This is a genomic window from Chromohalobacter canadensis (assembly GCF_034479555.1).
Classification (GTDB): Bacteria; Pseudomonadota; Gammaproteobacteria; order Pseudomonadales; family Halomonadaceae; genus Chromohalobacter; species Chromohalobacter canadensis.
Map to the genome: position 1 here is coordinate 297,086 of NZ_CP140151.1, position 18,593 is coordinate 315,678.

Here is an 18,593-nt window from a genome sequence, read left to right on the forward strand (position 1 = left end):
ATGCGCCTCCCGTGGGGCAATGCTACAATGCTGGCTTCCCTTATACCGCCCTGGCCTCGGGCGCCAGGCGGCGCCATCGGCTTCGCTCGATCGCCCCGCGATCGGCACACTGTTGACAGGAATGCCCATGACTCGCAGTTCGGACACGCCCACCTCTTCCCGCGCATCCCTCAGCTACAAGGATGCCGGCGTGGACATCGACGCCGGCAACGCGCTCGTCGAACGCATCAAGGGAGTCGCCAAACGCACCTCCCGCCCTGAAGTAATGGGCGGCTTGGGCGGCTTCGGCGCGTTGTGCCAATTGCCCAGCGGTTACCGCGAACCGGTGCTGGTCTCCGGCACCGACGGCGTAGGTACCAAGCTCCGTTTGGCCATGGACCTTGAGCGCCATGACACCATCGGTATCGACCTGGTCGCCATGTGCGTCAACGACCTGGTCGTCGCCGGCGCCGAGCCGCTGTTCTTCCTCGACTACTATGCCACTGGCAAGCTGGATGTCGAGATTGCCGCCGATGTCGTCACCGGTATCGGCGAAGGTTGCGCCCAGGCAGGCTGCTCACTGATCGGCGGCGAGACCGCCGAAATGCCCGGCATGTACGCGGGCAGCGACTACGACTTGGCCGGCTTCTGCGTCGGCGTGGTCGAGAAATCCGAAATCCTCGATGGCAGCCGTGTTGCTGAGGGTGATGTGCTACTCGGGCTCGCCGCCTCCGGCCCGCACTCCAATGGCTACTCGCTTATCCGCAAGATTCTCGACGTCAGCCAGGCCGACCTTGACACCGAGATCGACGGCGTGACCTTGCGTGACGCCTTGCTGGCGCCGACACGCATTTACGTGAAGCCGCTGTTGTCGTTGATCAAGGACAGCGACGTGGCCGTGCACGCCCTCTCGCACATCACTGGTGGCGGCCTGCTCGAGAACGTGCCTCGCGTGCTGCCCGATACACTCACCGCGCGCATCGACGCCGCAAGCTGGACACGACCTGCGGTCTTCGACTGGCTGCAACGTGAAGGCAACGTCGACGAACACGAGATGCATCGCGTGCTCAATTGCGGCATTGGCATGGTCGTGGTGGTACCTGCGGCGCAGGCCGAACACGCCCAGGCCACGCTAGAAGCCGCCGGCGAAACGGTACATCGTCTCGGCGACATCGTCGCGCGCCAGGATGAGGAAGAACAAGTTCGTCTGGAGAACGTCCGCTCATGAATGCTACGACTCAAGCCGACACCCCCGACGGCAACGACTTCGAAGCGGAACCGGCCGAGAAGCGTCGCGTCGTGGTGTTGATCTCCGGCAATGGCAGCAATCTGCAGGCGCTACTCGACGCGCAGCAACACGACGAGCTAGGCGGCGAGATCGTTGCCGTGATCTCCAATCAAGGCGATGCCTACGGCCTGATTCGTGCCAAGGAAGCCGGTGTCGACTCCGTCGTGCTGCCGCATCGGGAGTACGACGATCGCGAAGCTTACGACCGCGCCTTGATCAAGGTGATCGACCGCCATACGCCGGATCTGATCGTACTCGCAGGGTTCATGCGCATTCTGACCCCGACATTCGTGCATCGCTATGCCGGCCGCATGCTCAACATCCACCCTTCGCTATTGCCGGACTACCCGGGGCTGGACACGCATAGCCGTGCTCTGGCCGATGGCGTGTCGGAGCATGGCGCCAGCGTGCACTTCGTCACCGAAGAACTCGATGGCGGACCGGTGGCCTTGCAGGCCGCTCTCAGGGTCGATCCCGATGCTACCGCCGAGCAAGTGATAGAAAAAGTCCACGCCCGCGAGCATCTGATCTACCCCATCGCCGTGCGCTGGTTTCTCGAAGGCCGCTTGCGCCTGGGTGCAGAAGGCGCTCAATTCGACGGTATGCCGCTGCCGCCCACCGGACTGCGGATGTCGCATGAAGACGCCGCGGAAGAACTCGACGAAGAAGGATAGAACACAGCTTCGGGCTTCGGGCTTCGGGCTTCGGGCTTCGGCAGCATTTTGGCTCGCTGCTCGTGGCCCGTTGCCCGTAGCTCGCTGCTTACGTCCTCGGTAGCGTCACACCTCTCTGCCCCATGTACTTGCCGCCACGGTCCTTGTAAGAAACGTCACAGACCTCGTCGGACTCCAGGAACAGCATCTGCGCCACGCCTTCATTGGCATAGATGCGTGCGGGCAGGTTGGTGGTGTTGGAAAATTCGAGCGTGACGTGGCCTTCCCACTCGGGTTCCAGCGGCGTGACATTGACGATGATGCCGCAACGCGCGTAAGTCGACTTGCCCAGACAGATGGTCAACACGCTGCGCGGAATCCGGAAATATTCCACGGTGCGCGCCAAGGCAAAGGAGTTGGGCGGGATCACGCAGACATCGCCCTTGACGTCGACGAAGCTCTTCTCATCGAACCCCTTGGGGTCGACCACGGCCGAATGAATATTGGTGAACACCTTGAATTCATCGGCGCAGCGCACGTCATAGCCGTAGCTGGAGGTGCCATAAGAAATCACCCGCTGCTCATTCACGTAACGAACCTGGTCCGCCTCGAACGGCTCGATCATGCCCTGGCCCTCGGCCATGCGCCGAATCCATTTGTCGGATTTGATGCTCATTGAAGTTTCCTGCTCAGTGCGCTTTCGCGATGAAATCGGGTCGTCTCCGCGAACGCTGGGTCTGTGAACACTCGGTCCGTGAAAACTCGGTCCTTGAAAACAAAGGGGGCCGTTATGATAACGGCCCCATCGCGTCACGCAAACGTTACGTGGCGAACGTCACTCGCCGAAGCTGATGGTCGGCGACTCATCGGATTGCGCGTCGATCCCCTCGGCCACGGAACGCGCCACCTGACGGAAGGTCTGCGCGACGCTTCCTTCCGGGTCAGCGATCACACTGGGCTTGCCGCCGTCGACCTGCTCGCGAATCGTGCCGTCGAGGGGCAGTTGGCCCAATAGCCGAGTCTGGTACTGCTCTGCGATACGCTCACCGCCCCCGCTACCGAAGATCGGCTCCTGGTGGCCGCACTGCGAGCAGATATGCTGGCTCATGTTCTCGACGACCCCCAGCACCGGCACGTTGACCTTGCGGAACATCTCGATACCCTTCTTGGCATCGAGCAGCGCAATGTCCTGAGGCGTGGTCACGATCACCGCACCGCTGACCGGCACTTTCTGCGCCAGGGTCAACTGCACGTCGCCGGTGCCCGGTGGCATGTCGACGAACAGGTAATCCAGGTCCTGCCAGGCGGTCTGGTTGAGCAACTGCTGGAAGGCGCCGGCCACCATTGGACCGCGCCAGACCATGGGTTCGTCGACATCCACCATGAACGCCATGGACATGGCCTGCAGACCATGGGCCTCCAGCGGCTTGAAGGCATTTTCGCCCGCCGGCTGCGGCCGCACACCTGGCGCGATTCCCAGCATCTGCGCCTGACTGGGACCGTAAATATCGGCATCGAGCAGCCCCACTCGGTACCCCTCGGCGGCCATCGCCAGGGCCAGATTGACGGTCACGGTGGACTTGCCTACGCCCCCCTTGCCCGACGCCACGGCGACGATATGCTTCACGCCTTCGATCACAGCAACTCTCCTTTCCACGGTATGCTCATCTGCAGTGCGCCAGCCAGGCTGGCAGCTCGATACACCCAGTATAACGTCCCGCGATGGCACTTACCCAAGCGTTTCAGTCAACTTTTCGCCAGGCACCTTCCGAGTTCTCGACACACGCAGACGAACCGTGACGTCTCAACTCTCAGGCATGACCGCGAGTTTGGTGCGGATGAAATCGCTGTGACTGACATAAAGGAGATCGGCGAGACGCCGAACACGGTGTTCTTCCAAGGCATCGAGTTCGCCGTCGGCAAAAGCCAGCTGCCACATCTGCGCTACCAGCGCCACGCGATCCTCGTAGTCGTATTGCTCGCGAATCAGGCTGACGAATTCATAGTGGTCGACAGCCTGCTCGACTTCGGTTTCGGCCAACGACATCAGTTCATCGACGTCATCCGGGGCAATCGTAAGGCGCGTGGTCAAAAGCTCCCGCAGCATTGCCCTTTCGCGTGGGTCATGTTCGTAATCGGCACGCATGATCTCGCACAACAAGGCTGCCACCGCCAATTCCAGCGTCACCTGGCGACGCTCCGATTGCGGGGACTCCAACATGCGTTGAAAGAATTGCTGAATGCCTTCGATACTCAAGGGTTTCTCTCCCGTGACCAAGTGGTGACACAAAGTGTGACAAGCCACACGCTCAGGGGTTGCATCTGCACAACACGATATGAGATCCGCCCCACTTAATCGGCGGTGGCGTAATGCTCCTTGAGGTTCATGAACTTTTCGACGAAGGCATCCATCACCGGCGGGTCATACTCGCGAAGCCCGCTGACCACCAACTTCTTGGAGCCATGGCCAATGACCGTTTCGCCATCGGTCATCTTGAATTGCAGCAAGGCGTCGCCCCGCTTGCCACTGACGTCCAGCGTCGCGCCGGCGAAGGCCACGCCGGCTTCGGCGACATCCAGCCGCGACAACGAAAAGCCCATGCTGTCGTAGATCACCAACGGCCGCTGTGGATTGAACATGACCCCCTGCTCTTCCATCAGCGGTTTGAGATAATGCGGGAAGTTACGCCCTGAAAAGGCCACGTAGCGGCGCGTAAAGGCCTCGATGATGCCAGCGTCGTGGGTGACATCGCCGCCGCGTTCAACCTCGAGATATACCTTGCCGTTGGCGTCGGTCACCTGAACGGTGTCGTCGTCATGCTGCACGAAGCACAGTGGCACGCTATCGCCGACCATGCCCTTGAAGTGGAAGGTCATGCGTTGCGCCAGACCAAAACGCGCCATCACCAGGGCGAACAGCAGATCGCCCGGCACACAGAAGCGGCGTGCATCCGCATCGTGAATGGGATTGTAATCGCCAGCGATACACTTGGCGAAACGGCTTGCCTGCTCGGCCGTAATGCATAGCCGGCCATCGGTCACGGTGTGAAAATCGTCGAGAAACATGCGCTTATCCCTGCCCATCAAGAAGCGCCCACCACGGCGCGGATCACGAACGCCAAGATGGTATCAAATTCATTGGCGCTCGGGCGCGGCCCCCGCACACATTTCTCAACATAGCGCCACCGGACGATAACATCGAGCGCTCAATCCGCATCCAGCTCAAGATAATGGCGAAAAATGCCGTCTTCGTTGAACGCCGGAAGAGTGACTGGCGAGGCAAGTGCCGGATTGCTACCATGCGCGCCTTCACTAGCACTCGACACGAGACATATGCGGTATCGCGTCAAGCTTTTCCCCGAGATCACCATCAAGTCCCGCCCCGTGCGCAAGCAGATGGTTCGTTGTCTGCGCACCAACCTGCGCAACACCCTGACGCCGCTGGTCCCCGATGTGCGGATCGCCGACTGCTGGGATGCGCTGGAGGTGCGGGTCCGCCACGCTATCGACGATGCTACCCGCGAACGCCTGGAAGCAACGCTATCGCGCGTACCCGGCATCCACGAGGTGCTGGTGATCGACGTGCACACCTTCGTCTCCTTCGCCGATACCGCCGAGCGCCTGGTAGCACTATGGCGGGCACCGCTGGCCGGCCGCCGGTTTCGCGTCAGCGCCAAGCGCCGCGGGCAGCACGACTTCACCTCGGCAGACCTCGAACGTTACCTGGGCGGTGCACTGCTCGAGGCCAGCCCGGATGCCAAGGTGGATCTCTCCCACCCCGAGGTAAACGTCACGCTCGAGCTGCAGGACCAGTACCTGCGTCTGGTGACCCGCCGTTTGCCCGGCCTGGGCGGTTATCCGATCGGTACCCAAGGCCAGGCACTGGCACTCATCTCGGGCGGCTACGATTCGCCGGTGGCGGCCTGGCGCTTGATCCGGCGCGGGCTCAAGACGCATTACCTGTTCTTCAATCTCGGCGGACCGGAACATGAGCAGGCCGTACGCGAGGTGGTGCACCGGGTGTGGCAGGGCTACAGTGCATCGCACCATGCCCATTTCATCAGCGTGCCTTTCGACGGCGTACTCGATGAAATCCAGCGCCGTGTGCCCGCCGGCCTGGCAGGCGTCGTGCTCAAGCGCATGATGCTGCGGGTCGCCAATCGCGTCGCGGCACGCGCACGCCTCTCGGCTCTCGTCACCGGCGATGCCTTGGCACAGGTCTCCAGTCAGAGCCTGGTCAACCTGGGACTGATCGACACGGTCAGCGAGCGGCCCGTCCTGCGCCCGCTCATCGCCGACGACAAGCAAACCATCATTGAGGATGCACGCCGCATCGGTACCGCCGCCCATGCCGAGCGCTTGCCGGAATACTGCGGCACGATCTCGCAACGCCCCAATACACGCCCTAGACCCGATCAGATCGACGCCGCCGAGGCTGACTTCGATATGGGTGTGCTCGACGCCGCACTCGAGGCCACCAGCCAAACGCGGGTGGACCGTCTACTCGACACGCCAGCGCCGCGGACGCTCGATGTGCCCGTAATCGAAAGTGCCGAGGCTCTGCACGAGGCCGATGACGTCACGGTAATCGACATCCGCCACCCCGATGAGCGCGACGCCGCCCCGTTGGAACTGCCACGAGGCGAGCCACTGGCGATTCCGTTCTTCGAGCTCGGAGAACGCGCCGCGCACCTGCCGTCGCACCAGCGCTACGCGCTATATTGCGATCAGGGCATCATGAGCAAGATGCAGGCACTTAGGCTCGCCGACCAGGGACTGACGAACTTCGTCGTCTATCGTGGCAACCGCCACGCTGAGCGCTGAACGCCATTCGTCGTTAACCCAGGGGGCTCCATGCATTCACCCGCTCTCGCCATTCGCCGCACGCCGCTGGTCGCCGTGTACGGCACGCTCAAGCGTGGCCTGCGCAATCACCATTGGCTCACAGACGCCGAGTTCATCGGCGCGGATACGCTCCGTGACGTCACTCTTTACGATCTAGGGCATTGCCCCGGCGCCAAGGCGGAGCCCTCCCACGGCATCGACGTGGAACTCTATCGGGTCGATGCGCAAGGGCTACGCGATCTCGACCAACTCGAGGATTATCGCGTGCGCGCGCCGCACAACGGCACCTACGACCGCATCATTCATCGCACCACCTTCGGCCCCGCATGGCTTTATCTCTACAATCTCGATGTCACGGGGTGTCCAGCCATCCGCACCGGCGGCTGGCCAAGCACGCCCTGAGCGTTACCCTTACCGAGGTGTTACAAGCACCGGCCGCGTGGATGTTGTCTTCCGCATCACGGATGCAGCCAAGCGCCAAGCGGGCTACAATCGCCTTTTCGTCGATGTCGTTCGCGACGCCTTCTTTCGTTTCCGACTTTCGTCACTAGAGCCGCCATGCCGACTACCGCCAACGCCAAGCGCAAGATCCTGGTTACCAGTGCCCTGCCCTATGCCAACGGCTCGATCCATCTGGGCCATTTGCTCGAGTATATCCAGACCGATATCTGGGTGCGCTTCCAGAAAAGCCGCGGCCACGAGTGCCATTATGTCTGTGCCGACGATGCCCATGGCACCGCCATCATGTTGCGCGCGGAGCAGGAAGGCATCACCTCCGAGCAGTTGATCAGCAACGTCAGCGCCGAGCATCAGGCCGATTTCGCCCGCTTCGGAGTGGCGTTCGACAACTATCATTCGACGCACTCGGAAGAGAACCGCCAGCACAGCGAGCGCATCTATAAAGCGCTACGCGACGCCGGGCATATCTCCACGCGCGACATCGAGCAGATGTACGACCCGATCAAGGGCTTGTTCCTCGCCGACCGCTTCATCAAGGGCACTTGCCCCAAGTGTCATAGCGACGATCAGTACGGCGATAACTGCGAAGCGTGCGGTGCGACCTACACGCCGGCTGAACTGATCAATCCGGTCTCGGCGATCAGCGGCGCTACGCCGGAAGTTCGCACGTCCACTCACTATTTCTTCAAGCTGCCCGACTTCGCCGACTTCATGCAGGGCTGGATCAATGCCGGCCATGTGCAACCGCAGATCCGCAACAAGCTGTTGGAATGGTTCGAGTCAGGCTTCAACGAATGGGATATCTCTCGCGACGCCCCTTACTTCGGCTTCGAGATTCCGGACGCGCCAGGCAAGTATTTCTACGTGTGGCTGGACGCGCCGATCGGTTATCTGGCCAGCTTCCAGAACCTCTGCGAGCGTGAAGGCATCGACTTCGACAGCTACTGGAAGAAGGACTCCGACGCTGAGGTCTATCATTTCATCGGCAAGGACATCGTCTACTTCCACGCCTTGTTCTGGCCGGCGATGCTGGAAGGCGCAGGGCTGCGCACGCCGACTGGCGTCAATTGCCACGGCTTCGTTACCGTCAACGGCGCCAAGATGTCCAAGTCACGCGGCACCTTCATCAAGGCGCAGACCTACGCCGAGTATCTCAATCCCGAATATCTGCGCTACTACTTCGCAGCCAAGCTCACCGCCGGGGTCGACGATCTCGATCTCAATCTTGAGGACTTCGCCTCGCGCGTGAACTCGGATCTGGTCGGCAAGGTCGTCAACATCGCCAGCCGCTGCGCAGGCTTCGTGAAGAAGCTCAATGGCAACCAACTCGCCACACGTTGCACAGAGCCCGAACTGGTCGCGCGATTCGTGGACGCCGGCGAGGCGATAGCCGCCGATTACGAGGCACGCGAATTCGCCCGCGCCATGCGCAAGATCATGGAGCTCGCTGACGAGGCCAATGCCTATATCGCCGACAAGGCGCCCTGGGTACTGGCCAAGGAAGAAGGCCGCGAGCAAGAAGTGCTCGATATCTGCTCAGTGGGGATCAACCTGTTCCACGTGCTGATGGTCTACTTGCAGCCCGTGGTGCCGACCATGGCCGAGCAGGCACGCGTCTTTCTACAGGTCGACTCTCTCGACTGGGAAAGCCGCCATCATGTGCTCGAAGACCATGCCATCGCCAAGTTCAAGCCGCTGATGACCCGCGTCGATACCGACAAGATCGCGCAGATGACCGAGGCATCCAAGGAAGTGCTTGCCGAGGAGCAAAAGCTCAAGGAACGCGCCACGGGCCCGCTGGCCGACGATCCAATCGCCGATGAGATCAGCTTCGACAATTTCGCCAAGCTCGATATGCGCATCGTGCGTATTGCCAAGGCCGAGTACGTCGAGGGCGCCAAAAAACTCCTCAAGTTGACGCTCGACTTGGGCGGTGAGACACGCACCGTGTTCTCGGGCATCCGTGCCGTCTACGCGCCCGAAGCACTGGAGGGGCGACTGACCGTGATGGTCGCCAACCTGGCGCCGCACAAGATGCGCTTCGGTGTTTCGGAAGGCATGGTGCTGGCCGCTGGTGACAAGGAGGGCGGCATCTATCTGCTGTCGCCGGATAGCGGTGCGGAACCCGGCCAGCGCGTGACCTGAGGAGGTAAGGTGTCCGCTAACGCCGCGCTCATCGAGATGCTGGACGCCGAACTGCCGCAGACCCAATGCGGCAAGTGCGGTCATCCTGGCTGTCGTCCCTATGCCGAAGGCATCGCGGCGGGCGACGAGGCCATCAACAAGTGCCCGCCCGGCGGCGAGGCGACCGTGGCGCGTCTGGCCGAGTTGACCGGTCAGCCTCGCCAGCCCCTCGCGCAGCCCGCGGAGTCTCCCAAGGTGGCATATATTCGCGAGGCGGAATGTATCGGCTGCACCAAGTGCATCCAAGCTTGCCCGGTGGATGCTATCCTCGGCGCGGCCAAGCAGATGCATACCGTCATCGCCGGGGAATGCACCGGCTGCGAACTGTGTGTCGCACCCTGCCCGGTCGACTGCATCGATATCCTGCCGCATCCCGAATGGGTCGCGGCACGCACCCAGGCCCAGCAAGATACCTACCTGGCCAAGCGTGCCGAACTGGGACGACAGCGCTACGAGGCGCGTCAGCAGCGCCTCGACCGTCAGGCCGAGGAGAAACGCCGCAAGCGTGAACGTCGCCAGGCAGCCGTGGCGGCAAAGACCAAACGCGAGACAGCCCCTGCTCAGCCGACGCAACAGGACGCTGCAGCCAGCGTGGATACCACGTCACTCAAGGCGACGCGTGCCACGTTGGTCGCCGGACTCAAGCGTGTGGAACGTCAACGTCAGCGCGACGGGCTAGATCCCGAGGCACGCCGAGCGCTCGATGAACGCGCCGAGACGCTGACCTCGCGCCTGGCGGACGTCGACCGGCAACTCGGCAACGCCCAGGCACCGCGCGCCGACTCCTCTACTACGCACCATCGGCGCATGGCCGTCAAAGCCGCCGAGCAGTCATTGCGCAAGGCTCGCCAACAAGTCACACATGCCCAGCGCCATGGCGATGCCGCCAGCCTCGAGGCTGCACATAGCCAGGTCGACGAAGCCCAGCGCATGCTCGACACCGCACGCTCCGCGCTCGATTCTCCCTCATCGACTTGATTCGCCCATGAACGCTCAAAAACGCTACGAGATTTTTTCGCGCCTGCGCGATCACAACCCCACGCCGACGACAGAGCTCCAATGGCAAACGCCTTTCGAGCTGCTGACGGCAGTGTTGCTTTCCGCCCAAGCCACGGATGTCGGCGTCAACAAGGCCACCGCGCGCTTGTTCCCCGTGGCCAATACGCCGCAGGGGATCCTCGATTTGGGCCTGGATGGGCTCAAGGACAAGATCAAGACCATCGGCCTGTACAACAGCAAGGCCGACAACCTGATGAAAACCTGCCACCTACTGCTCGAACGGCACGGTGGCGAGGTGCCGGACACCCGCGAGGCACTGGAAGCCCTGCCTGGTGTCGGCCGCAAGACTGCCAACGTGATTCTCAATACCGCCTTTGGCCAGCCGACCATGGCGGTGGACACGCATATCTTCCGCGTCGCCAACCGCACGCGTATCGCGCCCGGCAAGAACGTGCTCGAGGTCGAGCAGAAACTGATGCGCCACGTGCCCAAGGACTTTCTGCACGACGCGCATCACTGGCTGATCCTCCACGGGCGCTACACTTGCGTGGCGCGCAAGCCGCGCTGCGGAAGCTGTGTGATCGAGGATCTGTGCGAGTACAAGGACAAGACAGAACTGGGCTGACCCCTTACACACCGCACAACACGTCGCGATACGCCGCTCGCCACGCCGGCCATTGCCAGGCTCGCGCGTCGGGCAGCGCCGGGCGTGACGCCGGCTGAGTCAGCCATTCCGCCAGAGTGGCCTCGAGCGTCGTTTGATCGCCCGCGTAGCGATACGCCGACGCGTAATACTCGGGAAAGCACAGGCGGTCCGGAACCAGCGGTACGCAGCCATGGGTCACTGCCTCCATGACCGACAGCCCCTGGAATTCATGATCGGTCGTAGATACCACGATATCGGCGCTATCAAGCATATCCCGATAGACATCACCAGGCTGCTCGCCCCAGCACACGACGCGCTCACCCAGCCACGCACGCGACGCCTCGAAGACGGGGGGCTGATCGCGGAACTGCTGCCCCATTACCGCTACCTCGAAGTCGAGGCCACGGCCCGCCAATGCCTGCAGCGCGGCGAAAAACGCCTCAGGATTCTTGTCGTATTCCCAGCGATGATTCCACAGAATTCGCTGCCCCGAGCACGTCGGCTTGGGTGTCTCCTCGGACAAGGGCACTGGGAGCACCACGGCCTTATCGGCGACGCGGGACAACACGGTGTCGAGCGGCAGACGCTCAGGCATGCGCTTGAGGAAGTCACGCGCCCCGCGCAATAGGCTGTCGCGGTTGTAGGCACTGTTGAAGACGACGACATCCGCCGCCAGGGCCGCGTAGAGATTGACCATTAGCGGCTCGGCGCGGATGCGTTGGCCCTTGGGAAGCGGATAGGCGAACTGGTTTTCATGGAAGTACACGACCTTGCGCGCACGCGCCAGCGAGGGGTAAAGGCCCACCAAGGTCGCCAAATCGACCATCGAGGTGGCGACGACCAGATCGTAGTCCTCCTGGAGACAGTTACTCTCCTGGCCCAGCCAGGTCAGGGGGTTGCCGCGGATTCGCCAGGGAAAATGCCGTGGTGGCAGTTCCAATCGCCGCCAGTCGATCTCGGGGAACTGCTGCTGCAGCCCATCCGCCCAATGGCGATGACTCATGGCTGCGTAGGCGGAAAGCAATAAGGCCTTCACGCGCGCCTCCTGAGAGGGTGTTTACAAAAAAGGCGCCATGGTAACCAAGCCCGGAGACTGACGGAAGCGGACCGCCAAAAGGCGGGAGTAGAATCCGCTAGTGCCCGGCCTCCTCGCTTTCGGAGTCTTCGCTCAGCGTCTCATCGGTCGTGTTTCTACCTGGCTCAGCACTCGCGTCAGACGGTGGCAGCGAAGCATCCGAGGACGACATGGCCCCGCTCCCTTGAGAGCCGCGTCGATAGATCACCTTACGCGTACCGCCATTGCAACTTCCCACAACTTCACCCCCGGCGAGAGCGTCGTCCTCACGGACTCCCTCCTCGTCGACGCGTTCGCTGGAGATAATATCGAGCGCGAAGTCCTCGACGCCATTGGCACGAATCTTGGCTTCGATCTCATCCTGCAGAACATCGCAGGCCATCACGCCGGAGACATCGTCACCTCCGTCATCGTGCGGTTCCTCCTGAGCGCTGGCGATGATCGGCAACGCCATCATTCCCAGTGCCAGCCCTTTTACCCACCAATGATTCATCATGACCGCCTCCTCTACGCTTTATCTGAAAAATGCCTGCGCTCGCCCATACGGCGTTAAAAATCAACTCAAAATGCTCATTTACCCGCGTAAACTCCGCTTTTTTCGCCGATTTTTGCCTTGTCTGGCCATCGCTCGTCGATTTTTCAAACAGAGCTTAGCGTGACGCACTCAGGTTCAACTCACCGGTCTGCGCCACGGCACGCTGATAGTCCGGCCGCTCACGTACCCGCGCCAACCAATCGACAATGGCGGGGAAATCCTTGATGCCACGTCGTGATTCGACCGCCAACACGGGGAAACTCATCTGAATATCTGCCGCCGTGAAGTCGGGGCCGGCAAACCATGCATGCTCGCCGAGCGTCGTCTCCCAGAAAGCTAGATGGCGCTCGATCTCGGGGTCGAGAAACTTGGCTTGCACACCTTGGCCCAACTTGCCTGCCATCGGGCGCAGCAACGCCGGCATCGGCGGTTTACCCAGGCGTGAAAAGACTAGATGCATCACCAACGGGGGCATGGCGGAGCCCTCGGCGTAATGCAGCCAGTAACGGTAGTCGCGGTGCTCGGGCGTCCCCACCGCCGGCGCCAGATGGCCATCGTCGTAACGCTCGATCAAGTAGTCGATGATCGCCCCCGACTCGGCCACGGTCAGCCCCTCGTCGACGATCAGTGGCGCCTTGCCGAGCGGATGAAGACGCTTGAGACTCTCCGGCGCCAGCAATGTCTGCGGATCGCGATGATGGGTCACGAGCTCATAGGCCTGCTGCAGGGCTTCAAGTAACCAGACGATGCGTAGCGAACGAGAGTTGTCGAGATGATGCACAGTAATCATGTGCGGCTCCATCGGGATGATAAAAGGTTGGGCCCACTCTATGCGGTAAGAGTTCCCGGGTCTCACTGCCCTAGGCTAAGGCGTCGTGGCAATAAAAAACGCCACTCCTCCAGAGACCATAGCTCCAAAGGTAGTGGCGTTGGCAGTCGCATGCGCGAGAGCGATGGATAGGAACGCTCAGCGATCCTCGAACATCTCGTCGCCGATATCATCGATATAGCGCTGGGCCTTGCGCAGCGTCAACTCGATACAGTCTTCGCGGCTGGAGACGATATCCGAACGCTCGAAGCGGTATTCATGTGTCTCGCCGCCTTCGACGGGCTTGCGAATCCACCCGCTGACCCGGTACTGACCACCGACATCCTGCGGATCCGGTGTGATCAGATAACCTTCGTAGTCTGTCGCGGGTATTTCCTCGTCATTGGCATCGCTGCTGCCAAACAAGCCCTCGATGAGTCGTTTCAGCATGAAGCCTCCTGCGCACTGGCTATGCGTTGAACGCCGCCCGGCGGGGAGACGTTCGACGCGAGTGGATGCGGATCAATTCGCATTGCGGCCTTTTGCCGCCGCGATGCGCAAACGCAAGGCATTGAGCTTGATGAAGCCTTCGGCGTCTTTCTGATCGTAGGCGCCTGCATCGTCCTCGAAGGTCGCGATGGAAGCATCGAACAGCGATTCCTCGGACTTGCGCCCGACCACGGTGGCACTGCCCTTGTAGAGCTTCATGCGTACCACGCCGTTGACGTTGCCCTGGGTCTCGTCGATGGCAGCCTGCAGCATCTTGCGCTCCGGGCTCCACCAGTAGCCGTTGTAGATGACTTCGGCGTACTTGGGCATCATCTCGTCCTTGAGGTGCGCGGCTTCGCGGTCGAGTGTCAGTGACTCGATAGCACGATGGGCGCGCAGCATGATGGTGCCACCCGGGGTTTCGTAGCAGCCACGCGACTTCATGCCCACATAGCGGTTCTCGACGATATCCAGACGCCCGATGCCATTGTCACCGCCGAGCTTGTTGAGCTTGGAAAGCACTTCATGGGGCTTGAGCGGCTCGCCGTCGATAGCCACGACATCGCCTTTCTCGAAGGTCAATTCGATATATGTCGGCGTCTCCGGCGCGGCCTCCGGCGACACGCTCCAACGCCACATGTCCTCTTCGGCTTCCGCCCACGGATCCTCGAGGATGCCGCCTTCGTAAGAAATATGCAGCAGGTTGGCGTCCATGGAATACGGCGATTTCTTCTTGCTCTTGGAGAAGTCGACCGGAATGTCGTGCTTCTCGCAATAATCCATCAACTTCTCACGGGAGTTGAGATCCCACTCACGCCACGGAGCAATCACCTGGACGCCGGGCTTCAATGCATAGGCACCGAGCTCGAAGCGTACCTGATCGTTGCCCTTGCCGGTGGCGCCGTGGGAAATGGCATCGGCCCCGGTTTCGTTGGCGATCTCGATCAAACGCTTGGCGATCAACGGCCGCGCGATGGAGGTCCCCAGCAGATATTCGCCTTCGTAGATCGTGTTGGCGCGGAACATCGGATAGACATAGTCGCGCACGAACTCTTCACGCAGGTCCTCGATATAGATTTCCTGGACGCCCAGGGCCTGTGCCTTGGTTCGCGCCGGCTCGACCTCTTCGCCCTGACCGATGTCGGCGGTAAACGTCACCACCTCGCAATCGTAGGTTTCCTGCAACCACTTGACGATGACGGACGTATCCAGGCCGCCGGAATAGGCGAGGACGACCTTGTTCACATCGGACATGCGGGACTCCTGAAAAGATGGATATTGATCGAATGGTTCGGCTGCGCGAACACAGCGAGAAAACGTTTCCCGATTATAGCGCCGAGCGAAGCTGACGAACACCGAGCGGCGGGACGTCGAGGGGCGAAAATGCTACACTCGCTGCCACTTTGTCGCCCCGCCCCGGGTGTGGCGACGCTATCGAGACCGCATCGGGATGGGAGCAAAAGCATGAGCGACGGCCAGGCACGCGATTTGATGGCTCAACGTTTTCGAGGCTTTCTCCCTGTCGTCGTCGATCTGGAAACCGGTGGTTTCAACGCCCAGAGCGACGCCTTGCTCGAGATCGCCGCCGTGACCCTGACCATGGACGAGCAGGGCAACCTGATACCTGATACCACGCATGCCTTCCACGTCAAACCCTTCGACGGGGCTAATATCGAGCAGGCCGCACTGGACTTCACCGGCATCGACCTGGATAGCCCACTGCGCCAGCAAGTGGCATTGAACGAGCACGACGCGCTGGGCGAAATCTTCAAGCCGGTGCGCAAGGCGATAAAGGCCAACCAGTGCACTCGCGCCATTCTGGTCGGCCATAACGCTGCTTTCGATCAGGGCTTCTTGAATGCCGCCATCGAGCGCAACGGCATCAAGCGCAACCCTTTTCACCCATTCTCGTGTTTCGATACCGCCACGCTCGGCGGCTTGATCTACGGCCAGACCGTGCTTGCACGCGCCTGCCGCGCGGCGGGCATCAAGTTCGATAACGACTCGGCACACTCAGCCCGTTACGACACCGAACGCACCGCCGAGTTATTCTGTGCCATGGTCAACCGCTACAAGGATCTCGGCGGCTGGGAGCTGGCCCAGAAGGAACAGAGCATGGACGAGGACTGACGCGGCACGTCATTACTCGCGTGCCACTCATACAAAAGCCCTGCCAATGTTCATCGACAGGGCTTCTCGATGCGCCGGCGCCCTCCCTGGGAAGAACGCCCGACTCAACGCCTCACTCTTGTTCGGTTTCGGCGTTGGCTGCGGCTGCCTTGATTAGCTTCTCCAACTCACCGCTTTCGTACATTTCCACGATGATGTCGCAGCCGCCAACCAGTTCGCCATTGACCCACAACTGCGGAAAGGTCGGCCAGTTGGCGTATTTGGGCAATTCGGTACGAATGTCCGGATTGTCGAGAATGTTGACGAAGGCGAAACGCTCACCGCACGCCATGACCGCCTGTACCGCCTGGGCGGAGAAGCCGCACTGCGGCAGTTGGGGCGTGCCTTTCATGTAGAGCAGAATCGTGTTTTCGCCGATTTGCTGCTGGATGTTCTCGAGAGTCGTGCTCATCTCAGTTTCCTCACGCGGGGCGGCTTGCCATTGCCGGCACCGCCGCAATACGTCGGGTGAATGTACGTCCATTCTACTGATGGCGCGCGCCGAAAACAGCCCTCGTAACGCCGACATTGCGCCTTTCCGGCAGCCTGGCTAGGATGGTCGACTTTCCGCACGGCCCGCATGTCGCCCTTGCAAGGCCGAGCGTCGCAGAAAGCCGGGCCCCGAGGCGCGTCTTGGCTGTGACGCTCAAGCGCTTTCATCGGTGGGCGTCGTCGCCCTGATATGCCGTGGATCACATATGAAAGCGGATCACATTTGAAAGGAGCGTCGCCATGGCCACACGCCACTTCTTGACCTTGCTCGACTTGTCACCCGAGGAACTTAGCCACCTCATTCAGCGTGCGATCACGATCAAGAACCGTCTCAAAGCGCAAGGGCCGACCTATACGCCCTTCACCAATCGCACCCTGGCGATGTTTTTCGAGAAGTCCTCGACGCGCACGCGGGTTTCCTTCGAAACCGCCATGGCACATTTCGGCGGCCATGCGCTTTTCCTCTCGCCGCGCGATACGCAACTCGGACGCGGCGAGCCGATCGGCGACACCGCCCGCGTGCTCGCCGAGATGGTGGACATCGTCATGATCCGCACCTTCTCGCATGCCGGGCTCGAAGAATATGCCGCCGCCAGCCAGATTCCGGTCATCAACGCATTGACCGACGACTATCACCCTTGCCAGTTGCTGGCCGATGTCATGACCTGGACCGAATGCCGCGGATCGGTGAAAGGCAAGACCGCGGTCTGGATCGGTGACGGCAACAACATGTGTCATTCGTGGATCAATGCCGCACGACAGTTCGATTTCCAGCTGCGCATCTGCTGTCCGCCAGGCTACGAGCCGAATGCCGACCTCGTGGCGGCCGCTGGTGATCGCGTAGAGATATCGCACGACCCACAGCAGGCGGTACAAGGTGCGGAGCTGATTACCACGGACGTCTGGGCCTCGATGGGCCAGGAAGAGGAGCAAGCCAAGCGCGAGCGGAATTTCACCGGCTTTCAGGTCACCGAGGCATTGCTCGACCGTGCCGTCGATAGTGCGCTGTTCCTACATTGCTTGCCCGCGCATCGCGGCGAGGAAATCAGCACGACTCTGCTCGACGACCCGCGTGCAGTGGTATGGCAAGAAGCCGGCAATCGCCTGCACGCCCAGAAGGCCTTGATCGAATTCCTCCTGCTCGGAAAGGTCGACGAATAACCCACTGACATGCCACGTCCATCGCAAGAAACGATGCTGCCTGGTCGGCATCGTTTCCTTTCTTTCCGCGACACTTTGCGCTGATTTTTAACGCCGTATGGCCGAGCGCCGGCCGTCTTCGTACAAAGCCTCGCGCACACGACCGCTAGATAGCCCTTCCTGTAACTTCACTACCACGGCATCACCCTACCCGACACCCCGCTTTACGACGAAGCTACTCGCTGGAGCGCTTCCAACGCCCCGCGAACGTTGATTTTTTACTACCCGAGCGTCGCCAATGTCTACGTTGACGCAACCCCGTCAAAGGCCGACTTTTCTCTTTACGAGCCCCGTGCTCACAGGCTTCGTGCCTTGCCGTCAGCGCACGGTATATATGCCTTTCATCGAGTCGAGAAAACGCTAGGAGAACAGCATGTTCCTCATCGAACAACGCGACGACGAACGTACCATCGAATGCCCGGCGTGCAGCGCCAGCGAGACGATCAATGACGACGAGCGCCTGCAAGCCTTCGAAGAGCGCCATGCCGAGGACGGCATGCAATACCGATGCCTGGAATGCGGCGCCAGCGGCCCCGCCAGCCCTTGAGGGAAGACATTGCCGGCGACCGCTCGCCATTGAGCAACCTACAAAAAAAAGCCGTCGACGCAATGCGTCGACGGCTTGATATCAGGCGGATATGGTGGAGCCTAGCGGGTTCGAACCGCTGACCTCAACACTGCCAGTGTTGCGCTCTCCCAACTGAGCTAAGGCCCCATGTCGATATCGCATCGTGCGATGCGTTTATCCACTTGCCAAGGGATATATCCGTAA

General features: G+C 61.2%; 20 protein-coding genes and 1 tRNA gene. 10 read left to right on the forward strand and 11 right to left on the reverse strand.

All coding sequences use genetic code 11. The features are described 5' to 3' along the window. Positions 1-127: 127 nt before the first annotated feature. A complete protein-coding gene (purM, locus tag SR908_RS01465) occupies positions 128-1,207 on the forward strand; it encodes a phosphoribosylformylglycinamidine cyclo-ligase (RefSeq protein ID WP_246922786.1) in 1,080 nt (359 codons plus the stop codon). Then, positions 1,204-1,941 (forward strand): phosphoribosylglycinamide formyltransferase, encoded by a 738-nt coding sequence (purN, locus tag SR908_RS01470; RefSeq protein ID WP_246922789.1) that lies wholly within the window; start codon positions 1,204-1,206, stop codon positions 1,939-1,941. The genes purM and purN overlap by 4 nt, the downstream gene beginning before the upstream one ends. Positions 1,942-2,029: 88 nt before the next feature. Here the strand turns inward: purN and dcd are convergent, their stop codons facing one another. The 4 genes from dcd to SR908_RS01490 all read right to left on the reverse strand — a co-directional run bounded on the left by dcd (position 2,030) and on the right by SR908_RS01490 (position 4,986). Next, the gene (gene dcd / locus SR908_RS01475; RefSeq protein ID WP_040241625.1) at positions 2,030-2,596 is read right to left on the reverse strand and encodes a dCTP deaminase; all 567 of its coding nucleotides are present in this window, start codon (positions 2,594-2,596) and stop codon (positions 2,030-2,032) included. A 159-nt stretch (positions 2,597-2,755) separates the two neighbouring features. Then, entirely contained in the window at positions 2,756-3,556 is an 801-nt protein-coding gene (gene apbC, locus SR908_RS01480) for an iron-sulfur cluster carrier protein ApbC (protein WP_246923125.1), read from the reverse strand. A 168-nt stretch (positions 3,557-3,724) separates the two neighbouring features. After that, positions 3,725-4,177 carry a tellurite resistance TerB family protein gene (locus tag SR908_RS01485; RefSeq protein ID WP_322527378.1) on the reverse strand — a complete coding sequence of 151 codons (453 nt, stop codon included), beginning with the start codon at positions 4,175-4,177 and terminating at the stop codon, positions 3,725-3,727. A gap of 95 nt (positions 4,178-4,272) precedes the next feature. Next, positions 4,273-4,986: a DUF3581 family protein gene (locus tag SR908_RS01490; protein ID WP_097022914.1), complete on the reverse strand. Its 714-nt coding sequence runs from the start codon at positions 4,984-4,986 to the stop codon at positions 4,273-4,275. 267 nt (positions 4,987-5,253) lie between these two features. Between SR908_RS01490 and thiI the strand changes: the two genes are divergently transcribed. The 5 genes from thiI to nth all read left to right on the forward strand — a co-directional run bounded on the left by thiI (position 5,254) and on the right by nth (position 11,032). Beyond that, positions 5,254-6,744: a tRNA uracil 4-sulfurtransferase ThiI gene (gene thiI / locus SR908_RS01495; protein WP_246922792.1), complete on the forward strand. Its 1,491-nt coding sequence runs from the start codon at positions 5,254-5,256 to the stop codon at positions 6,742-6,744. 30 nt (positions 6,745-6,774) lie between these two features. Next, on the forward strand, positions 6,775-7,167 hold the full coding sequence (locus tag SR908_RS01500) for a gamma-glutamylcyclotransferase family protein (protein ID WP_246922795.1): 393 nt from the start codon (positions 6,775-6,777) through the stop codon (positions 7,165-7,167). Between the two features lie 156 nt (positions 7,168-7,323). Then, the gene (gene metG, locus SR908_RS01505) at positions 7,324-9,369 is read left to right on the forward strand and encodes a methionine--tRNA ligase (RefSeq protein ID WP_246922808.1); all 2,046 of its coding nucleotides are present in this window, start codon (positions 7,324-7,326) and stop codon (positions 9,367-9,369) included. A gap of 9 nt (positions 9,370-9,378) precedes the next feature. Then, positions 9,379-10,386: an RnfABCDGE type electron transport complex subunit B gene (locus tag SR908_RS01510; RefSeq protein ID WP_246922811.1), complete on the forward strand. Its 1,008-nt coding sequence runs from the start codon at positions 9,379-9,381 to the stop codon at positions 10,384-10,386. Between the two features lie 7 nt (positions 10,387-10,393). Beyond that, positions 10,394-11,032, forward strand: a complete 639-nt coding sequence (nth, locus tag SR908_RS01515; protein WP_097022918.1) for an endonuclease III — start codon at positions 10,394-10,396, stop codon at positions 11,030-11,032. A gap of 4 nt (positions 11,033-11,036) precedes the next feature. Here nth and SR908_RS01520 read toward each other — a convergent pair whose 3' ends face one another. The 5 genes from SR908_RS01520 to SR908_RS01540 all read right to left on the reverse strand — a co-directional run bounded on the left by SR908_RS01520 (position 11,037) and on the right by SR908_RS01540 (position 15,214). Further along, positions 11,037-12,089 (reverse strand): tRNA-queuosine alpha-mannosyltransferase domain-containing protein, encoded by a 1,053-nt coding sequence (locus SR908_RS01520; RefSeq protein WP_246922814.1) that lies wholly within the window; start codon positions 12,087-12,089, stop codon positions 11,037-11,039. Positions 12,090-12,186: 97 nt separating this feature from the next. After that, complete coding sequence (locus tag SR908_RS01525) at positions 12,187-12,624, reverse strand: DUF1161 domain-containing protein (RefSeq protein WP_097022920.1); 438 nt, start codon at positions 12,622-12,624, stop codon at positions 12,187-12,189. Positions 12,625-12,778: 154 nt separating this feature from the next. Next, the gene (locus tag SR908_RS01530) at positions 12,779-13,453 is read right to left on the reverse strand and encodes a glutathione S-transferase family protein (RefSeq protein ID WP_097022921.1); all 675 of its coding nucleotides are present in this window, start codon (positions 13,451-13,453) and stop codon (positions 12,779-12,781) included. 177 nt (positions 13,454-13,630) lie between these two features. After that, positions 13,631-13,921, reverse strand: coding sequence for an HlyU family transcriptional regulator (locus SR908_RS01535; protein ID WP_097022922.1), 291 nt, complete (start codon positions 13,919-13,921; stop codon positions 13,631-13,633). A 72-nt stretch (positions 13,922-13,993) separates the two neighbouring features. Then, complete coding sequence (locus SR908_RS01540) at positions 13,994-15,214, reverse strand: argininosuccinate synthase (RefSeq protein WP_246922817.1); 1,221 nt, start codon at positions 15,212-15,214, stop codon at positions 13,994-13,996. Positions 15,215-15,424: 210 nt separating this feature from the next. Here SR908_RS01540 and rnt point away from each other — a divergent pair, with 210 nt between their 5' ends. Beyond that, entirely contained in the window at positions 15,425-16,090 is a 666-nt protein-coding gene (gene rnt, locus SR908_RS01545; protein WP_097022924.1) for a ribonuclease T, read from the forward strand. A gap of 112 nt (positions 16,091-16,202) precedes the next feature. Here the strand turns inward: rnt and grxD are convergent, their stop codons facing one another. Continuing rightward, entirely contained in the window at positions 16,203-16,541 is a 339-nt protein-coding gene (gene grxD / locus SR908_RS01550; protein ID WP_246922822.1) for a Grx4 family monothiol glutaredoxin, read from the reverse strand. Positions 16,542-16,861: 320 nt separating this feature from the next. On the opposite strand from grxD, the gene argF reads away from it, so the two are divergent. Both argF and SR908_RS01560 read left to right on the forward strand, forming a co-directional pair. Continuing rightward, positions 16,862-17,782, forward strand: coding sequence for an ornithine carbamoyltransferase (gene argF / locus SR908_RS01555; protein WP_246922825.1), 921 nt, complete (start codon positions 16,862-16,864; stop codon positions 17,780-17,782). Positions 17,783-18,194: 412 nt separating this feature from the next. Further along, on the forward strand, positions 18,195-18,368 hold the full coding sequence (locus SR908_RS01560; RefSeq protein WP_179703053.1) for a hypothetical protein: 174 nt from the start codon (positions 18,195-18,197) through the stop codon (positions 18,366-18,368). Between the two features lie 92 nt (positions 18,369-18,460). Here the strand turns inward: SR908_RS01560 and SR908_RS01565 are convergent. Continuing rightward, positions 18,461-18,536, reverse strand: a tRNA-Ala gene (locus SR908_RS01565). Between the last annotated feature and the right edge of the window lie 57 nt (positions 18,537-18,593).